Source organism: Streptomyces sp. NPDC048417, assembly GCF_040651615.1.
Classification (GTDB): Bacteria; Actinomycetota; Actinomycetes; order Streptomycetales; family Streptomycetaceae; genus Streptomyces.
Genome location: NZ_JBEZKI010000020.1, coordinates 131250 through 147004 on the forward strand (window position 1 = coordinate 131250; position 15755 = coordinate 147004).

The following is a 15755-nucleotide window of genomic DNA, read 5'->3' on the forward strand; positions in this document are numbered from 1 at the left end:
CCCCGGGCGGCGGTCGCCGGTCAGCAGGTGTCGGGTACGACCGGGACCGGCACCTGGGTCGGCGGTGCGGGCTGGCTGCCTCCGGTCAGGGCGGCCGGGTCGGGCGCGGGCCCGGAGACGACGGTCACGGTCGCGGCCGGCAGGCGCAGGCCGCTGATCGGCACCGCGTCCACCGGTGAGACCACGCTTCCGTCGGCGTCTGTCATGGCGATCAGGACGGAGTCGACGTAGCGCACCCCCGGGACGCGGGTGGCGATCGCCTCGATGTCCTGCGGCCGGACGTCGACGCCCAGGGGCCAGCCGGTGCCGGTCGCCGCAGGTGCGATCAGGCCGTCGCCGTCGGCTGCCGTGGCCGGCAGTCCGCCGGTCAGCGGGGAGAGGTAGGTATCCACGGCCCGGGTGACGGCCTGTTCGACGATCGACGGCACCTGGCCGGGCAGCGCGACGATCCCGACGGAGACCCGGATCGGCTGGTACTCCGGTCCGCGCACGTGCAGTTCGGTGGTGATCAGCCGGCGCGGGTCCAGCCAGCCGCAGACCGCGCCCAGGAACTGCCGGTCCGGCAGCGGGGCCGTGGGGCGCAGCGGGTCGGAGCGGGGAATGACCAGGACGGTCACCATCCCGGCCCAGTCCCGCGGTTCGCCGGGCCGGTCGGGGTTGAACAGGGGCAGCGCCTCCACCCGGCCGAGGTCGACGCCCGGGGTGCGCCGGGTGAGGTCGCGGAAGTCGTCGGCGGTGACGAGCCGGTCGCGGTGGCGCAGCCAGCGGGTCACGGCGCTTTCGCCGTCGGCGGTGGACTCCCCGTCGCCCGCGCCCCATGTCGGCACCGGGTTGGTGAGGCCGAAGCCGCCGGGCAGGGCGGCGCTGCGGTTGATCCCGCCGATCGCGACCTGTCCCTGGAGTCCGCCGCCGGAGGAGTAGGAGGCGCGGATCGCCGCCCCGCGCGGGGGGCGGCGCCCGGACAGACCATTGCCGAACAGGAGCTTGCCGGTGGCGCGTTCGAGGGTGAAGACGGTGTCGTCGGGGCCCGCGGCGTAGATGTCGTCGATCTCGGACCAGGCGTGCCAGGTGTCGTCGGTGTCCTGGACCTCGACGGTGAGGCCGCCCGGCGCGTCGTCGCCCAGGACCGGGGTGCGGGCCAGGGTGAAGGCCTGGAAGGGGGTGCCGGTGCCGGTGCCGACGCGCTCGGCCGGGATGGTCACGGACTGCACCGCACGAGTGGCGTTGACTCCGGCCCAGGTGATCCGGCCGGTGGGCCCGCCGGTCGCGGCCGACAGTGCCGCCAGGGTCGTGGTGGAAGAGGTCGTGGTGGAGGCGCCGGTGGCCGAACTCCCGCAGCCGCACCCGCAGTCCGAGCCGGTGCCCGTGCCGGTACCGGTGCCGGTACCGGCCGCCGTGGGCTCGTACCGCAGTCGGACCCAGGTCACCAGGCGGGCGGCGACCGCCGCGTCGTCGACCCGGGGCGGGAAGTCGCCGGTGCCCTCCTCCTCGGGGTCGAAGTCCCACAGCAGCAGTTGTTCGTAGGGCGGCAGGGTGACCTGGACCAGGCCGGGCCGGTCGAGGACCGGCTCGGCGTAGGTCACCGGCAGCCGGGTGTAGCGGGCCGGGCCGACCCCGAAGCCGGGGCCGGACCGGCCGGACGGGTCGGGTTCCGGTGCGGCGATCTCGAACACCAGCCCGGGGTCGACGGCCTGGGTGCCGGTCTGTCGCGGCGGCAGCACCTGACCGGCGACCCGGGTCGCCGGGTAGACACCGATCGACAGGCTCTGGCCGGCGATCGCCCGCCGTACCGCGTCGAGGTCGGCGTTCTTCGGCGCGAGCAGCGCGACCCAGAGCGAGCGGTCGACGGTGCCGTTCACCGGGTCGCCGAGGTCGACGACCGGATCCGGCTTGCCGGTGGCCGGCGGGTCGAGCGCCACCGGCTTGTAGAAGGTGAGGACGTCGGAGTCGGTCTCCAGGAACGTCTGGTAGATGAGCTGGTAGCGGCTGCGGGTGGCGGCGTCCAGGGCGCTCTGCGGCTGCTTGTAGTACAGCGCCGACGTCACGGGCAGTACGGCCAGCGGGGTGCTCGTGGTGAACGGGACCTGCCCGGCCCGCAGTTCGGTGCCGGCCGGCAGTGGCAGCGGTGGGGCGAGCGGCCCCTTGTCGTTGCCGATCGTGACCAGGCCGGTACCGGGGCTGGGCGGCCGGAGGGCGATGCCCAGCATGCTGAGGAACTTGAGCCGGTTGGCCTCGGGGATCCGGTTGCTGCGGTAGAGCAGGTTCTCGGTGAGGAACGCGAACAGTTCGAGGAGAGTGACACCGGGGTCGGACTCGTTGAGGTTGGACCACTCCGGTGTGTGCACCGGTACGCGGGCCAGCGCCTCCTGGACGAGCTGGTCGAAGGAACGGTCGTCGAGGACCGGAATCGGCAGGGTCACGGCTGGTCCTGGCCTTCCGCGCCGAGGGTCATCCGCAGTCGTTCGCGGACTCCGGTGGCGATCAGGGAGTAGACGAGGGTGAGGTCCACGTCGCGCGGGTCGGTGCCGTTGACGTCGGCGCTGACGTCCTCCAGCCGGATGCGCGGCTCCCACCGGGTCACCGCGCGCTGGACGTCCTCGACGATCAGCCGGAGCGTGGCCACCGTGTTGGGTTCGAACAGGTACCGGTCCAGGCCACAGCCGAAGGCCGGGCGTTCGACGCGTTCCCCGGGGCGGGTGCGCAGGATCGTGACGACGGACTCGCGCACGTTGGTCTCGCCCGCGGACCGGACGATGCCGCCGTCGGGGCCGACGCGGGGCGGGAACGAGATGCCCTGTCCGTAGAGCACTGCCGGCGATGTCATGGTGTCGGTCCTTTCGGGGAGCCCGTTGGGAGGAGGCCGGGTCGCAGGCCGATGGGGGGCGGGAGCGGACCGGCGAAGGTGAAGGGGTGGCTCGGCGCGCCGAGCACCGGCGGGCAGGGGTCGCAGGCGAGCACGGTCCGGATGGCGTGGGCGGTGGGGTCGCGCACGTCGGGGTCCCCGTCGGACACCGGGACGAACCCGTAGAAGAGGGTGCGGGTCGACCGGCCGCCGGCCGCCATGCCGAGCGTGGCCGCCGTGGATCCGGGCGGTGCGAAGGCGGCGACCGGGGTGGCGTGCAGCGGCAGTCGGCGCTCGCCGGGCAGCAGCGCGTCGTCGGGTCCGGCCGCCGCGGCCGGGCGTATGACGAAGAACGGCCGTTCGCCGAGCGCCGGTTGTACGGCGTGGTCGGGGATGCCCGGCCGGCGGCAGACGAGGCTCGCCGCGACGAGGTAGTACCGGTGGGCCGTCGGCCAGTACAACGGATACGTGCCGTCGGGGGCCTGGTCCGGCGGGAGGCCGGTGAGGTCCGAGGGCGATCGGCCGCCGGTGCCGCCGACCATCGCCAGGAACACGTCGAGGAAGGCGTCGGTGTCCAGTTCGGCGATCAGCGGGCGCAGGAACGCCGGGCTCGCGGTGCCGACGGTGTCCGCGGTCCACAGTGGTGCGGGGGCGGTCCACTGGAGCCGCTCCGGTCCGGCGCTCACTGGAGGTTCCCGGGGCCGCCGGTGTAGATCTTGCCCAACACGTTGTTGGCGATGAGTGTGTCGCACTGGAGCGCTCCGTCGTGGGCCCACATCGCCGGGCTCGACCTGGCCGAACCCGCGTCGATCTGGAGGGCCTGGGCCTTGATCGTGAGGGTGCTCGCGGCCGTGAGGGTGATGCCGGCCGGTGCCATCTCCAGCGAGTTGCCGCCGGAGTCGGCGAGCCGGATCGTGCTGCCGCCGTCCTCCAGGGTCAGCTGCTGGCCGCCCGGGGTGCGCAGCGACAGCGTGACGGCTCCGTCGGTGTCGTCGAGGGTGATGCGGATCCCGGTCCGGGAGACGATCGACCTGAGGTTGTTGCCGTCGTCCATCGACTCCGGCGGCTCGTCCTGCCCGTTCCACAACGCGCCGATGACATAGGGCCAGTTGGGGTCGCCGCCGCCGAAGCCGATCAGCACCTCGTCGCCGGTCTCCGGCACGAACCAGGTGCCCCGGCCGCCGCCGGCCATCGTGGTCGCCAGGCGGGCCCATACGGCGTACTCGTCGCCGCCGGAGTCGGGCGACCAGGGCAGCCGCACCTTCACCCGGCCCTGCCGTTCGGGGTCCTGGTTGTCGCAGACCACCGCGGGATACATCCCGAAGTACGGTGCGCGCGGCGTGGTCGTCATCGGGCACTCTCCAGTCCGGGCCGCTCGACGTCGAACTCGGTGCGGTATCCCTGTGCGAGGTCGTAGCTGTGCCGGACCCGGCAGACGTAGTACTCGCCGTCGAAGACGGTGCCGAGGCCGGTCAGGCGCACCCGGGTGCCGACGCGCAGGGCGGGGTTGCCCGCGGTGAGGCCCGTACCGGACACGAAGCGGCGGGCCCGCTCCAGGTAGGCGGCCCTCGCCAGGGCCCGCGCGTCGTCACCGGCGAGCGGGGTGGACCGGACGATCCGTTCCCGGCGGTCGGCGAACGCGGCCGCCAGGAGCGACGATCCGCCGCGCTGGCCGGGTGCCAGCTCGGCGGCCAGGTCGGCGGCGTCCGCGGTCTCCAGGACGGCCGCCTTGTCCGCGACCGACCAGCCGGTCACCGCGATCTCCGTGACCTGGTGCGCCAGGTCCGCGCGGACGGAGAACGACAGCAGGTCGCCGCCGTAGTCCAGGCTCAGCGTGTCCCCGTCCCGGTCGGGGCGGCGCCGGACGCGCAGCGTGTCGCCGTCGAGCTGGACCTCGCCGTCGTCGCTGCGGGCGAGGCCGCGCAGGAAGGCGAGGTCGCTCTGGTTGAGCTGGGCGGTGACCTTGCGGGCCGGGCCGTCGAGGCTCACGTCCGCGGTCAGGCCGTGGTCCCGGGCGAGCCGGTCGGCGATGTCGGCGGTGGTGGCGTCGTCGAAGGTGCGGGTGCGCCGGGTGAGCCGGAGGTCCTGGAGCCGGTCCTCGGCGAACACCAGCGCCCGCGCCGGACGGTCGGCGGGGTAGTCGGCCTGGAGGGCGCTGATCTTTCCGTCGAAGACCGGGCTGTCCGTTCCGTCGGTCGCGAAGGACACGCCCAGCCGGGTGCCGAGGTCGATCGGGTCGCCGCTGAGGTAGCGGTAGCCGGGGACCGCGGCGCGGGCTCCCCAGTTGCTGAAGGTGGCCTCGCACCAGGACAGGCCGACAGTCGTCTCCTCGACCGTCAGCGCCATCAGGTCGCCGGCCGCGCCGCGGTCGACCGTCCCGTTCAGGGCGATGGCCGGAGTGGACACGTAGGCCGCGAGCAGGGGGCTCATGGCTCAGTCCGCCAGCAGCCGCTGTTCGCGGGTGCGGGTCTCGCGCTCCCAGCGGCGCAGTTGCTCGCCCAGGTCCGTGGCCGGCCGGCGCGACGGGCCCCCGTCCGCGGCGGTGTCCGCGTCCGGTCCCGCCGGGGTGTCCGGTTCGAGGATCTCCAGCTCGTTGATGTCGATGCGCACGGGTGATTCAGTCCTTCCGGGTCACGAGATGCGGGCACTGGGGTCCAGGACGGTGCCCGGTGGCAGCAGCCTCGGGTTGTCGATGCCGTTCGCGGCGGCGATGGTCTTCCACGAGACCCCGGCGCCGGACCGTGCCGCGATCGACTGCACGGTGTCCCCGGACTGGCTGAGCGTCAGCGGTGTGGTCCCGACCGGGGCGGCGAGGCCGGTGGCCGCGCCGGTTCCCGCGCCGAAGCTCACGGGCGGAGCGGGCGGCGGCGGGGCCGCGCTCTGGTCGGGCGGCCGCACCTCGGTGAGCGTCATCTCCACGGTGGCCCGCAGCGGGATCCCGGTGTCGGAGAAGAAGTCGATGGTCTGGCCGAGGCTCTGCACCACACCCTCGAACAGGAACGAGCCCCAGGCGAACCGCATCCCGCGCCGTGCCGGGGCGCTCGGGTTGGAGGTGTCCGGCTTGGTGAACTGGACGATCTGCTCGGTCTTGGCCTGGACCGTGGTGTTCTCCGCGCTGGTGTCGAAGAGCAGTTCGACGCTCAGCGTGGTCGACTGGCCGGTCTGCTGGGACGCGAACTTGCTCAGGGCGCCCGACTTGGTGGCCGCGTCGGCGCCGGTGACGCCCGTCGGGCTGTAGGTGAGCCGCAGACTCTTCGGATCGAAGTCGACGACGAGGAGGACGCCCGGGTCGACCTGGGTGTGCTTGACCAGGTCCCATTCGGTGATGGTCGCCGTGCCCATCAGAGGGACCCCCCGCCCAGTGAGGCCGTGGCCGGGGCGCCGGGCGCGGCGGAGGGCGTGGTGTCGTCGGGCAGGGCGATGTCGAGGTGCTCGTAGACGAGCCCGAGTTCCTCGACGGCGATCAGCCCGTCACGGGCGTGCAGGGCCGGTGCGCGCATGCGTACCGGCAGACAGCGGGTCAGGGTGAACCGCAGCGTGGGGGTGCCGTCGGCCGACCGCAGGGTGATCGTGCCGTGCGCCGTGCGGACACTGCCGGGCCGGGTCCCCCGGGTGAACCACTGCCAGAGCTGGAGGTTGCCGGTCATGCCGCGCCGCAGGGTGAGCTGTCCGTGGGTGACCGGTCCGACGAGGTGGACCTGGCCGTCGTTGAGCCCGCCGACCACGACGGTCCTGGGCTGCATCGTCATCTCCAGGCCCTCGCACTCGGCGAAGGCCGCGTCGCACAGCGGGCCGGTGAAACCGGGGGTGGCGATGTCCAGGTCGAGGGTCACGTCGAAGCGGAATGCGGTGAAGGGCGGATCGTTGGCCGGCATCGTCAGCCCTCCCGTACGTCGAGCAGGCCCTCGCCGGAGCGGACCAGGCTGATGGTGATGAACTCGACCGGACTGGTCGGGGCGACCTGAAGTGTGATGATCACAGTGCCGTCGTCCCCCTCGGCGGTGGTCACCCGGTAGTCCGCGAACGCGCCCTGGGCGGCCAGCGCGGCGAGGACCCGCTCGAACCGTGCCCGCACCAGCTGCCGGAAGCGGTCGTTGTCGGTCTCGAAGGTGTAGCGGGCGCCCTGTGCCAGCGCGGTCCTGCGCAGCAGGATCAGCAGCCGTCGTACGGAGAGCTGGAGCAGTACCGGATCGGCCGACAGGGTGTGCGCGCTGAGTGCGGTGATGGTGCCGGGGCGCCGGCACAGCAGGTTGGCGTGCGCGTCGAACAGCTTGGCGGTCTCGGCGTCGGTCAGTGCCGGGACCAGCTGTACGGGGCCGCGCAGCGGCAGGTTGGCCGGGGCGATCCAGGCCCCGCGGGCCCGTTCGCGGGCGGCGATCGTGCCGGCCACCATGCCGTCGGGCGGCACGGTGCGCAGCGGCGCCGTGGAACGGGGATCGTTCTCCAGGACCCGCAGCCACGGGTGCCAGTAGGCGGCGTAGCTCAGCGGCGACGTACCGGAGGTGCCGGCGTCGGACAGCGGCCCGCGGGCGGTGAGCCGTTGCTGCCAGCCGAGTACCAGCTCGGCGTCGTAGTGCGCCGGGACGCCGAGCAGCGCCACCAGGTCGCCGCGAGCCGCGCACATCGTCACCAGCGCGCTCTGCACGTCGATCAGCGCGGCCTCGTCGTAACCGGCCGGGTCGTCGAGGACCGGCGGCCCGGGAGCCGTGTCCGGGCCCGCGGGCGCCGGGAACCAGCCGAGGTGAGTGGCGTCGGGGACGGCCACCAGGGCGACCTCGTCGACGGCCAGCAGGCAGTGGACGCCGGTGAGCCGGCCGGGGGGCCGGGCCAGCCCGGTCAGTTGGGCCGCGTCCTCGGTCAGGGTGTACACGGTCGAAGTGGCCAGCGCCGGGTCGGTGAAGGACCGTACGGGGAAGGTGCCGAGGTCGTCGGAGCCGGTGACGTCGGGGTCGGCGGCGTCGGTGGCGGCGCCGGGCGGGCTCATGCCGACCGGCACCACGAGGCCGGCCGTGGCGGCCGACAGGGAGTCGGGGTCCGCGCGTAGCACCATCGACCGGCCGCCGTCGGGCACCTGGTCGTCGGCGGGTTGCAGGACCTCCGTCCAGACCGGCCGGACCGTCGGGACCGGCCGGGCCGTCGCCGAACCGGCCGGGGACACGGCGGCGTTGAAGGCGAGGTCCGTCTGCCGGTCGAGCAACCGGGAACCGTCGGGCCCGAGTTGCCGGATCACCAGGTCCATCCGCAGCAACTCCGCCGAGATCACCGGGAGTTCGGCGGGGAGCCCCGCCAGAGCGCCCGGATCGGGGCGGTCCTCGCCCACCGTGTCCGACGCGGCCGCGTACGGCATCTCGGCGTCCATGGCCACCGTGGCGGTGCCCGGCAGGAGGCCCCGCACCCGGGTGTACAGGGCGGGCCGGGCCGGGCCGAAGGTGAACCGCAGCAGGTCGCCCGGCTGGACCGGGACCGGGGCGCCCGTCGCGGGCAGGAACTGTCCCGGGGTTGTCGCGGTGGACCGTCGGTAGCTGCCCGCGAGGGCCAGCGGCCGGGGCAGCAGCTGGGTGGCCAGCTGGATGCCCGCGGACCAGGCGCCCGGCCAGGCCGCCTCGACGACGGCCCCGGTCACGGTGCCGTCCGGCTGCCAGATCCGCAGCCCCGGCACCGTCCACCGGGCCGGGCGGGCGCCGGGACCGGCCACCCGCACCACGTGGCAGCGCCGCCCGCCGTTGTCGAAGAACGCCCTGACCGCCCCGGCCAGGCGCGCGTACACCGGCACGCCGGCGTCGGTGGCCAGCACCAGTTCGCCCCCGAAGACGGCGGCGAACTGGTTGACGTCCTCGACCGCGACCGGCAGGTCGAGCGGACCGAGCGGGGCGAATCCCACGAAGGCCGCGACGTCCAGCCGTAGCGGCAGGTCGGCCGCGGGCGGTGCGGCGGCGACGTCGACGCCCGGCAGGCGTCCCGAGAACGTGAGGGTCGAGGCGGCCATGGGGGCTACTCCACGCTCATGTCTTCGACGGACAGGACGAGTTCCTCGATCGCGACCTCGGAGCCCGCCTTGGCGTTGAGCGACGGCGCGGTGTAGCGCAGCGGCCGTGCGTTCAGCAGGGTCCAGGTCATCACGGGGCCGCTGTGCGCCTCGTCCTGCAGCGACACGTGCACGGTGCGCAGCGCGGACTGGTCGCCGGTGCGGATCGCGTCCACCCACTGGAAGAGGTCGAGCGCGCCGATCAGCCCGCGTTTGAAGGTCACGTCGCCGATCTTGTAGACGCCGTTCACCTTGACCGGATGGTTGACCGGCGAGTTCCCGGCGCGGTAGTCCGCCGAGGTCACCTCGATGTTCATGCCGCTGACCTCCTGGAAACCGCCGCGCACCGTGCTCGCGTCGCCGGTCGCGAAGTCGACCAGGAAGTTGAAACCGCCGTAGGGGTTGTCACGTTGGGTTGCCATTGCCGCTCCTCATCGGTTGGCCGCTGTCAGCCGTAGGTGTCGCCGTCTCTCAGGCCGTCTGCGTGGCCGTCCACTGGCTGATCCGGAAGACGACGAACTCGGCGGGCTTGGCCGCCGCGACGCCGACGACGCAGATCAGCCGGCCGTTGTCGAGGTCGTCGGCGGTCATCGTGGAGGCGTCGCAGCGCACGAAGTACGCCTGCTCGGGCTTGGCGCCCAGCAGGGCACCGCTCTTCCACTCGTTGAACAGGAACCCCTCGACCGTGTGCCGTACGGCGTCCCACAGGGCGGGCCCGTTGACCTCGAAGACGACCCACTGGGTGCCCTGGTCGATCGACTTCTCCAGGAAGTTGAAGTACCGGCGGATGCTGAGGTACTTCCACTCCGGGTCGTCGGAGATCGTGCGGGCACCCCAGACGAGGAACCCGGGACCGGGGAAGAAGCGCAGGCAGTTGACGCCCTGCGGGTTGAGCAGTTCCTGCTGGGCCTTGTTCAGCCGGGTCTCGAAGTCGAGCGCGGAGCGGACGACCTCGTTGGCCGGTGCCTTGATCACGCCGCGGGCGGTGTCGCTGCGCGCCCAGATCCCGGCCATGTAGGCGGCGGGCGGAACGTCGACCCGGGTCCCGTCGAGCGGGCTGCTGACGGTGATCCACGGGTAGTACAGCGCGGCGTGTGTCGAGGACCGCTGGTTACGGTGGTCCAGCGCCTCGTCGGGCAGGAAGCCCGGCGGCGTGTCCAGCGCGGCCACCCGGTAGACCATCCGCTCGCTGTGGTTGATCACCGCGTTGGCGATCGCCCGCGCCTTGCCCTGGGCGGCGGGCGTACGGTTCCAGCCGGTGGAGGAGCCGGGCGCGGCGACGATCGAGATGTCGTCGACCGACTCGAAGGCCGGCAGCCCGTTGAACGGCAGCGCGGTGGGGTTGTTCTGGTAGTCGGCGAAGCCGGTCGGGTCGCCCTCGTACTCGGTGACGTCGGGGGCGTTGCCGTCCGAGCCGCCGGTGAGGGTGACCACGCGCTGCCGCAGTTGCAGTGGGGTCGTCGTCACGGGGCTGGTCCCCAGGATGGTGGTGTCGAAGAGCGCCGAGGCGATCACCCGGGGCAGGTCGTCGGGCAACACCTGGCCCAGCCCGGCCACGCCCTCCACCGCGATCGGAACACTGAGCGCGGCGCGGCGGGTGGGCGGATTCGCCGTGAGGACGGTGGTGATGCCGGTGCCGACCGCCCGGGGGTCGAACCCGAACTCGCCGACCGACTGGGGCGGGCCGAAGGCGGGCAGGCCCTGGGCGTCGACGGTCGGGTGCTGTACCTCGACCAGGGCGGTGAGCGGATAGACGCCACTGGCCTCGTCCAGCGCCAGCCCGAACGCGCCACCGGTCAGGGTCCAGGCCCCGGTGGTGGTGTCCCGGCGCACGGTGAACACCCCCTTGTCGTCGGACGCGGTCCTGGTGGCCCAGACGGTGTCGAACTCCCGTACCCGGGTCAGGTCCCCGGCGGCGGTGAGCGCGTTGGTGCCGGCGCGGAGCGTGAGGGTGACGCGCAGGTTCCCGGCCTGTCCGGGGAAGCGCGCCCGCAGGCTCAGCCGGACCGCGTCGGTGTCGCGGGGCACGGAACCGACACCGTGGTCGTCCTCGGGGGCGTCCGCGTCGGTGCGGGCGAACGTCCGCATCACGTACAGGCTGCTGCCGCCCTCGTCGAAGAAGCCCTTGACGCCGAGCCCGAGGTAGTTGGGGAAGCGGCCGGCGTCCTCGAACTCGAGATCGACCGCGTCGCCATAGACACGGGTGAAGTCGGCGTAGGAGGTGAGCAGTTCGGGCCGGCCGCTGGTGGGGCCGGAACGGGTGGGCCCGATGAAGGCCGCCGTGCTGGTGCTGACTCCCTGGATCGTTCGGGGGCCAGCGACCTCTTCGACATAGACACCGGGTGCTAGGTATTGGGGCATCGTCGGGTCGCCTCCGCGGCTCGTTCGACTGGGCTGGGGCTGGGCTTGGTCGGGGTGGGATTCGCTCGGGTGGGCTTCGCTCGGGTGGGCTTCGCCGGGCCGGGCCGGGGCTCGGGAAGTGAGCCGGGGTTCACGAGGGCACCACCGTGAGCGGCAGTACCAGGGGGGTACCGAAGGTGAGCGTCTCGGTGACGGCCGGCTGGGGTCCGCCGCCGAGGTCGATCGGCGCGGGCGCCTGCCCGAGGATCGAGTCCAGGTACGGCGGGTCCTGCGGGGCCGAACCCACCGGCCGGCGCAGGGCACCGGGCTGGCAGCGGGTCGCGACGGTGACCGGCCAGGTGAGGGAGGCAAGGCCCCCGAGTCCGGGTGCGGGGTCTGCCTCCGATACGCCGGGCAGCTCCGGCAGGGCCTCGGGGTAGGGAAGACAGAGCAGGAAGCGGCCGTCGGCGTCGCTCACGGTGGTGTAGCGGCCGGCGTCGGTCGTCACCTCGACCACCCCCCACCCGAGGGGGCCCCCGTCCGGGGCGCCGTGGAGTTCACCCCGGACGACCGCCCAGCCGGACGGCCCCTGCCGCCCGGGGGCCGGGTACAGCGGTACGGCGACGGGCCTGCCGACCGGTACCTCGGCCAGGAGCGTCGTCGGCAGATACCGGCGAGCGCGGTCGGTCACCCGGACCGCGAACGGCTCGGGAGCCACCGGGACCGGCCAGTTCAGCTGCTCGCCGTCGGTGGAACGGGCCCGCTGGTGGGCGCGTCGGCCCGGCAGGCTGCCGAAGCCCAGCAGGTCCGAGAACGGTGACGGGGTCGCGCGGACCGTCGTCGCCGGATCGCTCTCGGGCCAGGCGACGGCGCTCAGGCCGTCCCGGGCGAACGCGGCACCGGCCGCGTCGAAGCAGCGCACCGCCAGCGGGGCCCGGTACCCGATCCGCTCGCGCTCTCCGGGGACGCCCATCAGCCGGCCGCCGTTCCCACGGCCAGTTCGCGCACCTGGACCGGAGCACCCTGCGGCACGGTGAGGTCGGACTCGACGCGCACGACGCGGGCGATGTACGGCACCGACAGCTGGAGGCTGCCCGGGAGTACCTGCCAGAGCTGGAAGACGTCGTTGTCGCTCATTTCCATGGGTACCAGCTCGACGGTCTCCTCGGGCCGGAACACCCCCGGTACGGCGGCGTTGAGGAAGCCGGACGACAGCACCGGGGTGTCGGCGATCGTGCGCATCGCCCAGCCGAGCAGGTCGTGCTCGGTGGACGCGTCCTGCCCCCAGGCCGTGAGGAGGAACGAGATCCGCACCGGCAGCGGGCGACGGTGGTCGGACACCGCCGGTGGCAGAGTGCGCTGTACCTGGTCGACGTTCACCTGGTAGACGAAGACCGAGACGCCCTGGGCCATCGGGGTGGAGAAGTCCTTGCCCTGGTACACGTCGAACTGCGGCTCGATCCCGCCGAGCAGCGCCGGCTGCCACGCCTGCCGAAGCAGCCGGGCAACGGCCTCGGCCACCGATCCGATCGACTGGTAGTTCGCCACCGCGTCGTCCCTCCGTTCTCTCGTCCCACGGACCGTGACAGACCCCCCGTGACCACGCCGTCACGAGCGCGTCACCGTCAACTGGCATTCGCTTTCCGGGTGTGGTGCGTCGCTCAAGACACCGTCAGTCCTGCGCCGACCCGTCCCACGGGTTCTCCCCCTCGGCCGACGGCTCGGCAGCGGCGTCGTAGACCGCCTCGCCGAGCTGCCCGCCGCGCTTGCTGAACCACCAGGCGCCGATCAGACCGCCGAGAACCCCGAGGACGGTCGCCATCACCCATGCGACGGGGCCGCCGATGATTCCGAGGGCGAGCAGGAACGCGGAGAGGAACGTCGCGACCGCGACGCCGGCGCTCGTGCCCAGGGACGCGCCGATCGCTCCCCCGGCGAAGGCACCGACCTCCCGTGCGGCGACCCGGCCCCGCTGTCCCTCCGGCGCCTGGACAACGGCCCGGACCCCCAGCACCACACCCACGGCGATCATGATCGGGCCGATCACGCGGCCCACCTTGGCCAGTGTCTTGATCGTCGCCTGGGTCTCCCCCGCGCCGACCGCGATCCGTCGGGCGAGCTCGATCTCGGATTCCGGGGGAATCCTGGCTCCGCCTTCGGCCGAGGGCAGCCGGCCGCGGTACTTCTCGGCCGACTTCGCGAAGTCCTGTTTGGTGTCGACCGCTTCCGACAGGGCGCGACCCCCCGGGCTGAGCTTCTTCTGGGTCGCGGTACGCGCCCGGGCCCGCTCGGTGGAGACCTCCTCGGCGATCTTCATCGCCTTGGCCGCGTCCTTCTCCCCGGCCGCCTGCGCGATGGCCTCCACAGCCTGCTTGGACATGGCCTTGTTCTGCTCGACGTACCGGCCGCGGTGGCGGGAGTCCCACGTCGTGACGGCTCCCCCGCCCTCACTCCGGCTCGGGGCATCCGTGGACGCGCGGTCCCTCACGAGGACACGCCAGGAGCCGCCCTCGCCCTGGACTCCAGGGCCGGGCCGGTACCGACTTTGGTAGTTCTGCGGCGTGACGGCCGGGTCGAAGTGCCACCCGGGCGTCTCCCTGGCCTTCTTCACGAGAGTCTCGTAGCTCTCCCGGCCGGTGAAGTGCTCCTTCTTGACGAGGACGACTCGCGGATCCGGCCTGTCGGCGGCCACGCGGCCGCCGTTCGTCGTGTCGGCCGTCGCGTGGTCCTGCGCGTCGTCGGCCGCCGCGTGGCCCTCCGTGCTGTCGGCCGCCACGTGGTTCTCGGCCGAACGCGCCTGCCGGTGTACGACATGCGGGTCCGCCGTACCGGCGAGCGACGCGCCCGAGTGGGTACCCGCCGCGATCGCGTCCGCCACCCGCTCGGTGGGCTCGTAGGGCGCGCTGACCCTCGTCGGTGTGGCCGGCGGGCGGCCCCGCTGCTGCACGACATGGGTCAACTCGTGTCTGAGCAGCCGATTTCCCGCGTCCGAGCCGGGCGCGTACTGGCCGCGCGCGAACGAGATGTCGTCGCCGCTGGTCCAGGCGTTCGCGTCCAGGGCACGGGCGGAGTCGTCGGCCTGCGCGTCGGTGTGCACGCGCACGCCGCCGAGGTCGGTGGCGAAGAGGGACTCCATCTCCGTACGCGTCACAGGATCGAGTGGCCGGCCCGGTCGCCGGTCCGCGGGTTGACCGACGGCCGCGATCGGCGCGGCGCGGTCCTCCGCGTCCGCGGAACCGCCCGCAGACCGGCTCGCCTCGGTTCCGGCGAGGCTCCAGAGGGGGATCCGGTTCACCCACCCGGAATCCGGCGGTCGATCCGGCAGACGGTCCGGCACGTCCGCGGCCTGTGCCGGCCGAGTCGTGGGCGCAGGCTCGTGGGAACGTTCAGGTGTCATGGTCACCGCCCGGGTCGGTGCGCCCTCGTCCGCGTGGGGCGCGACACCGCGCAGCGTGGCGAACCGCCCGTCACGATCACGTCACACCGATGCTCGACGCAACGAGCCGGTCCCGTATCCGGCCGGCGATGCGCCGGTCCGCCGAGCGGAACGGGGCGAGACACGCGGTGGTCACGGACGCACCCTGTCAACCGGCAGTCGGCAGACCGCGGGATGCCGATGCCCATGGGGGTTCCGCCGGGTCAAGCTCCTCACGTGGCGCGGTCAGAGCGGGACGGGTCGTCCGTCCGAGCACCGGCACCGGCACCGGCACCGGCCCACCGCCCTGCCCGCGCAGAGGAGTTCAGGGCCAGGCGGGTTACCTTCTCGCCATGGTCCCGCCGGGTGCCCGATCGGTCGTCGGCGCAGGTCGGCGTCGGCGCCCGCGGGTACGTGCGTACTCCCCCGCGCGGTAAGGCGGCTGTCCGTCAGCCGACCGCCTCACCGGTGCGGAAGAGCCGGTTCAGATGGTGGTCCAGGACCGCTGCGGCGGACTCCGGGCTGCGTTGGCCGACCAGAACGCCGGTGCCGAGTCCCGCAGACATGGCGAGCAGGCCGGCTGCCTCCAACTGCGCATCCACGCCCGGCTCAAGCAGCCCCGCGTCCTGCGCCTGCCGGAGGAGTTCGGTGAGGGCCGCTTCGGCGGCATCAGGGTTCCTGATGAAGGGCTGGGCTGCGAGAGCCCGGTCACTCACGGCCAGAACGGCGTACGAAGTGTAGATGTAGTGGAAGGTGCGGCTCTCGTCGTCCGTCGGCAGCGCCGCCGTCAGCAGCGCCTCGACCATCGCCCGCGGCCCCGACCCGTCCCCGGCGGCTCGTACGCGGGCGGAGACCCGCTCCCCGAATCCCTTCGCCAGATACTCCAGCCCGAAGAGCAGCAACTTCTCCTTGGTCTGGAAGTAGTACTGCACCAGTCGCAGTGATACGCCCGCCTCCGCTGCCACGTCGCGCATCCCCACGGCATGCAGCCCACGTCGTCCAGCGACCCGGACCAGCGCCTCCGCGATCTCGGTGCGCCGTTCTGCGTGGTCCACGCGTCTGGGCATCGGCCGGTTCTCCGCTCGTCGTTGCCGCCCTGGTTCCCTCTGGACCTTTGATGATACGGCCGTACC

General features: G+C 73.1%; 15 protein-coding genes. All 15 read right to left on the minus strand.

What is annotated here, in order from left to right; translation table 11 throughout:
• Positions 1–20 precede the first annotated feature (20 nt).
• Complete coding sequence (locus tag AB0D59_RS29950) at positions 21–2420, minus strand: putative baseplate assembly protein (protein ID WP_362571804.1); 2400 nt, start codon at positions 2418–2420, stop codon at positions 21–23.
• On the minus strand, positions 2417–2824 hold the full coding sequence (locus AB0D59_RS29955) for a GPW/gp25 family protein (protein ID WP_362571807.1): 408 nt from the start codon (positions 2822–2824) through the stop codon (positions 2417–2419). The genes AB0D59_RS29950 and AB0D59_RS29955 overlap by 4 nt, the downstream gene beginning before the upstream one ends.
• The gene (locus AB0D59_RS29960) at positions 2821–3528 is read right to left on the minus strand and encodes a hypothetical protein (protein ID WP_362571809.1); all 708 of its coding nucleotides are present in this window, start codon (positions 3526–3528) and stop codon (positions 2821–2823) included. The genes AB0D59_RS29955 and AB0D59_RS29960 overlap by 4 nt, the downstream gene beginning before the upstream one ends.
• Positions 3525–4193: a phage baseplate assembly protein V gene (locus AB0D59_RS29965; RefSeq protein ID WP_362571812.1), complete on the minus strand. Its 669-nt coding sequence runs from the start codon at positions 4191–4193 to the stop codon at positions 3525–3527. Before AB0D59_RS29965 ends, AB0D59_RS29960 begins: the two co-directional genes overlap by 4 nt.
• The gene (locus tag AB0D59_RS29970; protein ID WP_362571815.1) at positions 4190–5272 is read right to left on the minus strand and encodes a contractile injection system protein, VgrG/Pvc8 family; all 1083 of its coding nucleotides are present in this window, start codon (positions 5270–5272) and stop codon (positions 4190–4192) included. The genes AB0D59_RS29965 and AB0D59_RS29970 overlap by 4 nt, the downstream gene beginning before the upstream one ends.
• Before the next feature lie 3 nt (positions 5273–5275).
• Positions 5276–5452 (minus strand): hypothetical protein, encoded by a 177-nt coding sequence (locus AB0D59_RS29975; RefSeq protein WP_362571818.1) that lies wholly within the window; start codon positions 5450–5452, stop codon positions 5276–5278.
• A 21-nt stretch (positions 5453–5473) separates the two neighbouring features.
• Positions 5474–6184, minus strand: a complete 711-nt coding sequence (locus AB0D59_RS29980) for a LysM peptidoglycan-binding domain-containing protein (protein WP_362571821.1) — start codon at positions 6182–6184, stop codon at positions 5474–5476.
• Positions 6184–6717 carry a phage tail protein gene (locus AB0D59_RS29985; protein ID WP_362571824.1) on the minus strand — a complete coding sequence of 178 codons (534 nt, stop codon included), beginning with the start codon at positions 6715–6717 and terminating at the stop codon, positions 6184–6186. Before AB0D59_RS29985 ends, AB0D59_RS29980 begins: the two co-directional genes overlap by 1 nt.
• A gap of 2 nt (positions 6718–6719) precedes the next feature.
• Positions 6720–8828 (minus strand): hypothetical protein, encoded by a 2109-nt coding sequence (locus tag AB0D59_RS29990; RefSeq protein ID WP_362571827.1) that lies wholly within the window; start codon positions 8826–8828, stop codon positions 6720–6722.
• 5 nt (positions 8829–8833) lie between these two features.
• Positions 8834–9289, minus strand: a complete 456-nt coding sequence (locus tag AB0D59_RS29995) for a phage tail protein (RefSeq protein WP_362571830.1) — start codon at positions 9287–9289, stop codon at positions 8834–8836.
• A 49-nt stretch (positions 9290–9338) separates the two neighbouring features.
• Positions 9339–11228: a phage tail sheath subtilisin-like domain-containing protein gene (locus tag AB0D59_RS30000; RefSeq protein WP_362571833.1), complete on the minus strand. Its 1890-nt coding sequence runs from the start codon at positions 11226–11228 to the stop codon at positions 9339–9341.
• Between the two features lie 130 nt (positions 11229–11358).
• Positions 11359–12180, minus strand: coding sequence for a hypothetical protein (locus AB0D59_RS30005; RefSeq protein WP_362571836.1), 822 nt, complete (start codon positions 12178–12180; stop codon positions 11359–11361).
• On the minus strand, positions 12180–12755 hold the full coding sequence (locus tag AB0D59_RS30010; protein WP_362571839.1) for a DUF4255 domain-containing protein: 576 nt from the start codon (positions 12753–12755) through the stop codon (positions 12180–12182). The genes AB0D59_RS30005 and AB0D59_RS30010 overlap by 1 nt, the downstream gene beginning before the upstream one ends.
• Positions 12756–12879: 124 nt before the next feature.
• Positions 12880–14358 (minus strand): DUF4157 domain-containing protein, encoded by a 1479-nt coding sequence (locus AB0D59_RS30015; protein WP_362571842.1) that lies wholly within the window; start codon positions 14356–14358, stop codon positions 12880–12882.
• Positions 14359–15071: 713 nt separating this feature from the next.
• Positions 15072–15689 carry a TetR/AcrR family transcriptional regulator gene (locus AB0D59_RS30020; protein ID WP_362571845.1) on the minus strand — a complete coding sequence of 206 codons (618 nt, stop codon included), beginning with the start codon at positions 15687–15689 and terminating at the stop codon, positions 15072–15074.
• Positions 15690–15755: the final 66 nt, after the last annotated feature.

Excerpts from the sequence above, each read along its gene's own strand:
- AB0D59_RS29990 (WP_362571827.1), bottom strand. The coding sequence starts at position 8,828 with ATGGCCGCCTCGACCCTCACGTTCTCGGGACGCCTGCCGGGCGTCGAC.
- AB0D59_RS29980 (WP_362571821.1), bottom strand. The coding sequence starts at position 6,184 with ATGGGCACGGCGACCATCACCGAATGGGACCTGGTCAAGCACACCCAG.
- AB0D59_RS29965 (WP_362571812.1), bottom strand. The coding sequence starts at position 4,193 with ATGACGACCACGCCGCGCGCACCGTACTTCGGGATGTATCCCGCGGTG.
- AB0D59_RS29970 (WP_362571815.1), bottom strand. The coding sequence starts at position 5,272 with ATGAGCCCCCTGCTCGCGGCCTACGTGTCCACTCCGGCCATCGCCCTG.
- AB0D59_RS29955 (WP_362571807.1), bottom strand. The coding sequence starts at position 2,824 with ATGACATCGCCGGCAGTGCTCTACGGACAGGGCATCTCGTTCCCGCCC.
- AB0D59_RS30000 (WP_362571833.1), bottom strand. The coding sequence starts at position 11,228 with ATGCCCCAATACCTAGCACCCGGTGTCTATGTCGAAGAGGTCGCTGGC.
- AB0D59_RS30005 (WP_362571836.1), bottom strand. The coding sequence starts at position 12,180 with ATGGGCGTCCCCGGAGAGCGCGAGCGGATCGGGTACCGGGCCCCGCTG.
- AB0D59_RS30020 (WP_362571845.1), bottom strand. The coding sequence starts at position 15,689 with ATGCCCAGACGCGTGGACCACGCAGAACGGCGCACCGAGATCGCGGAG.
- AB0D59_RS29985 (WP_362571824.1), bottom strand. The coding sequence starts at position 6,717 with ATGCCGGCCAACGATCCGCCCTTCACCGCATTCCGCTTCGACGTGACC.
- AB0D59_RS29995 (WP_362571830.1), bottom strand. The coding sequence starts at position 9,289 with ATGGCAACCCAACGTGACAACCCCTACGGCGGTTTCAACTTCCTGGTC.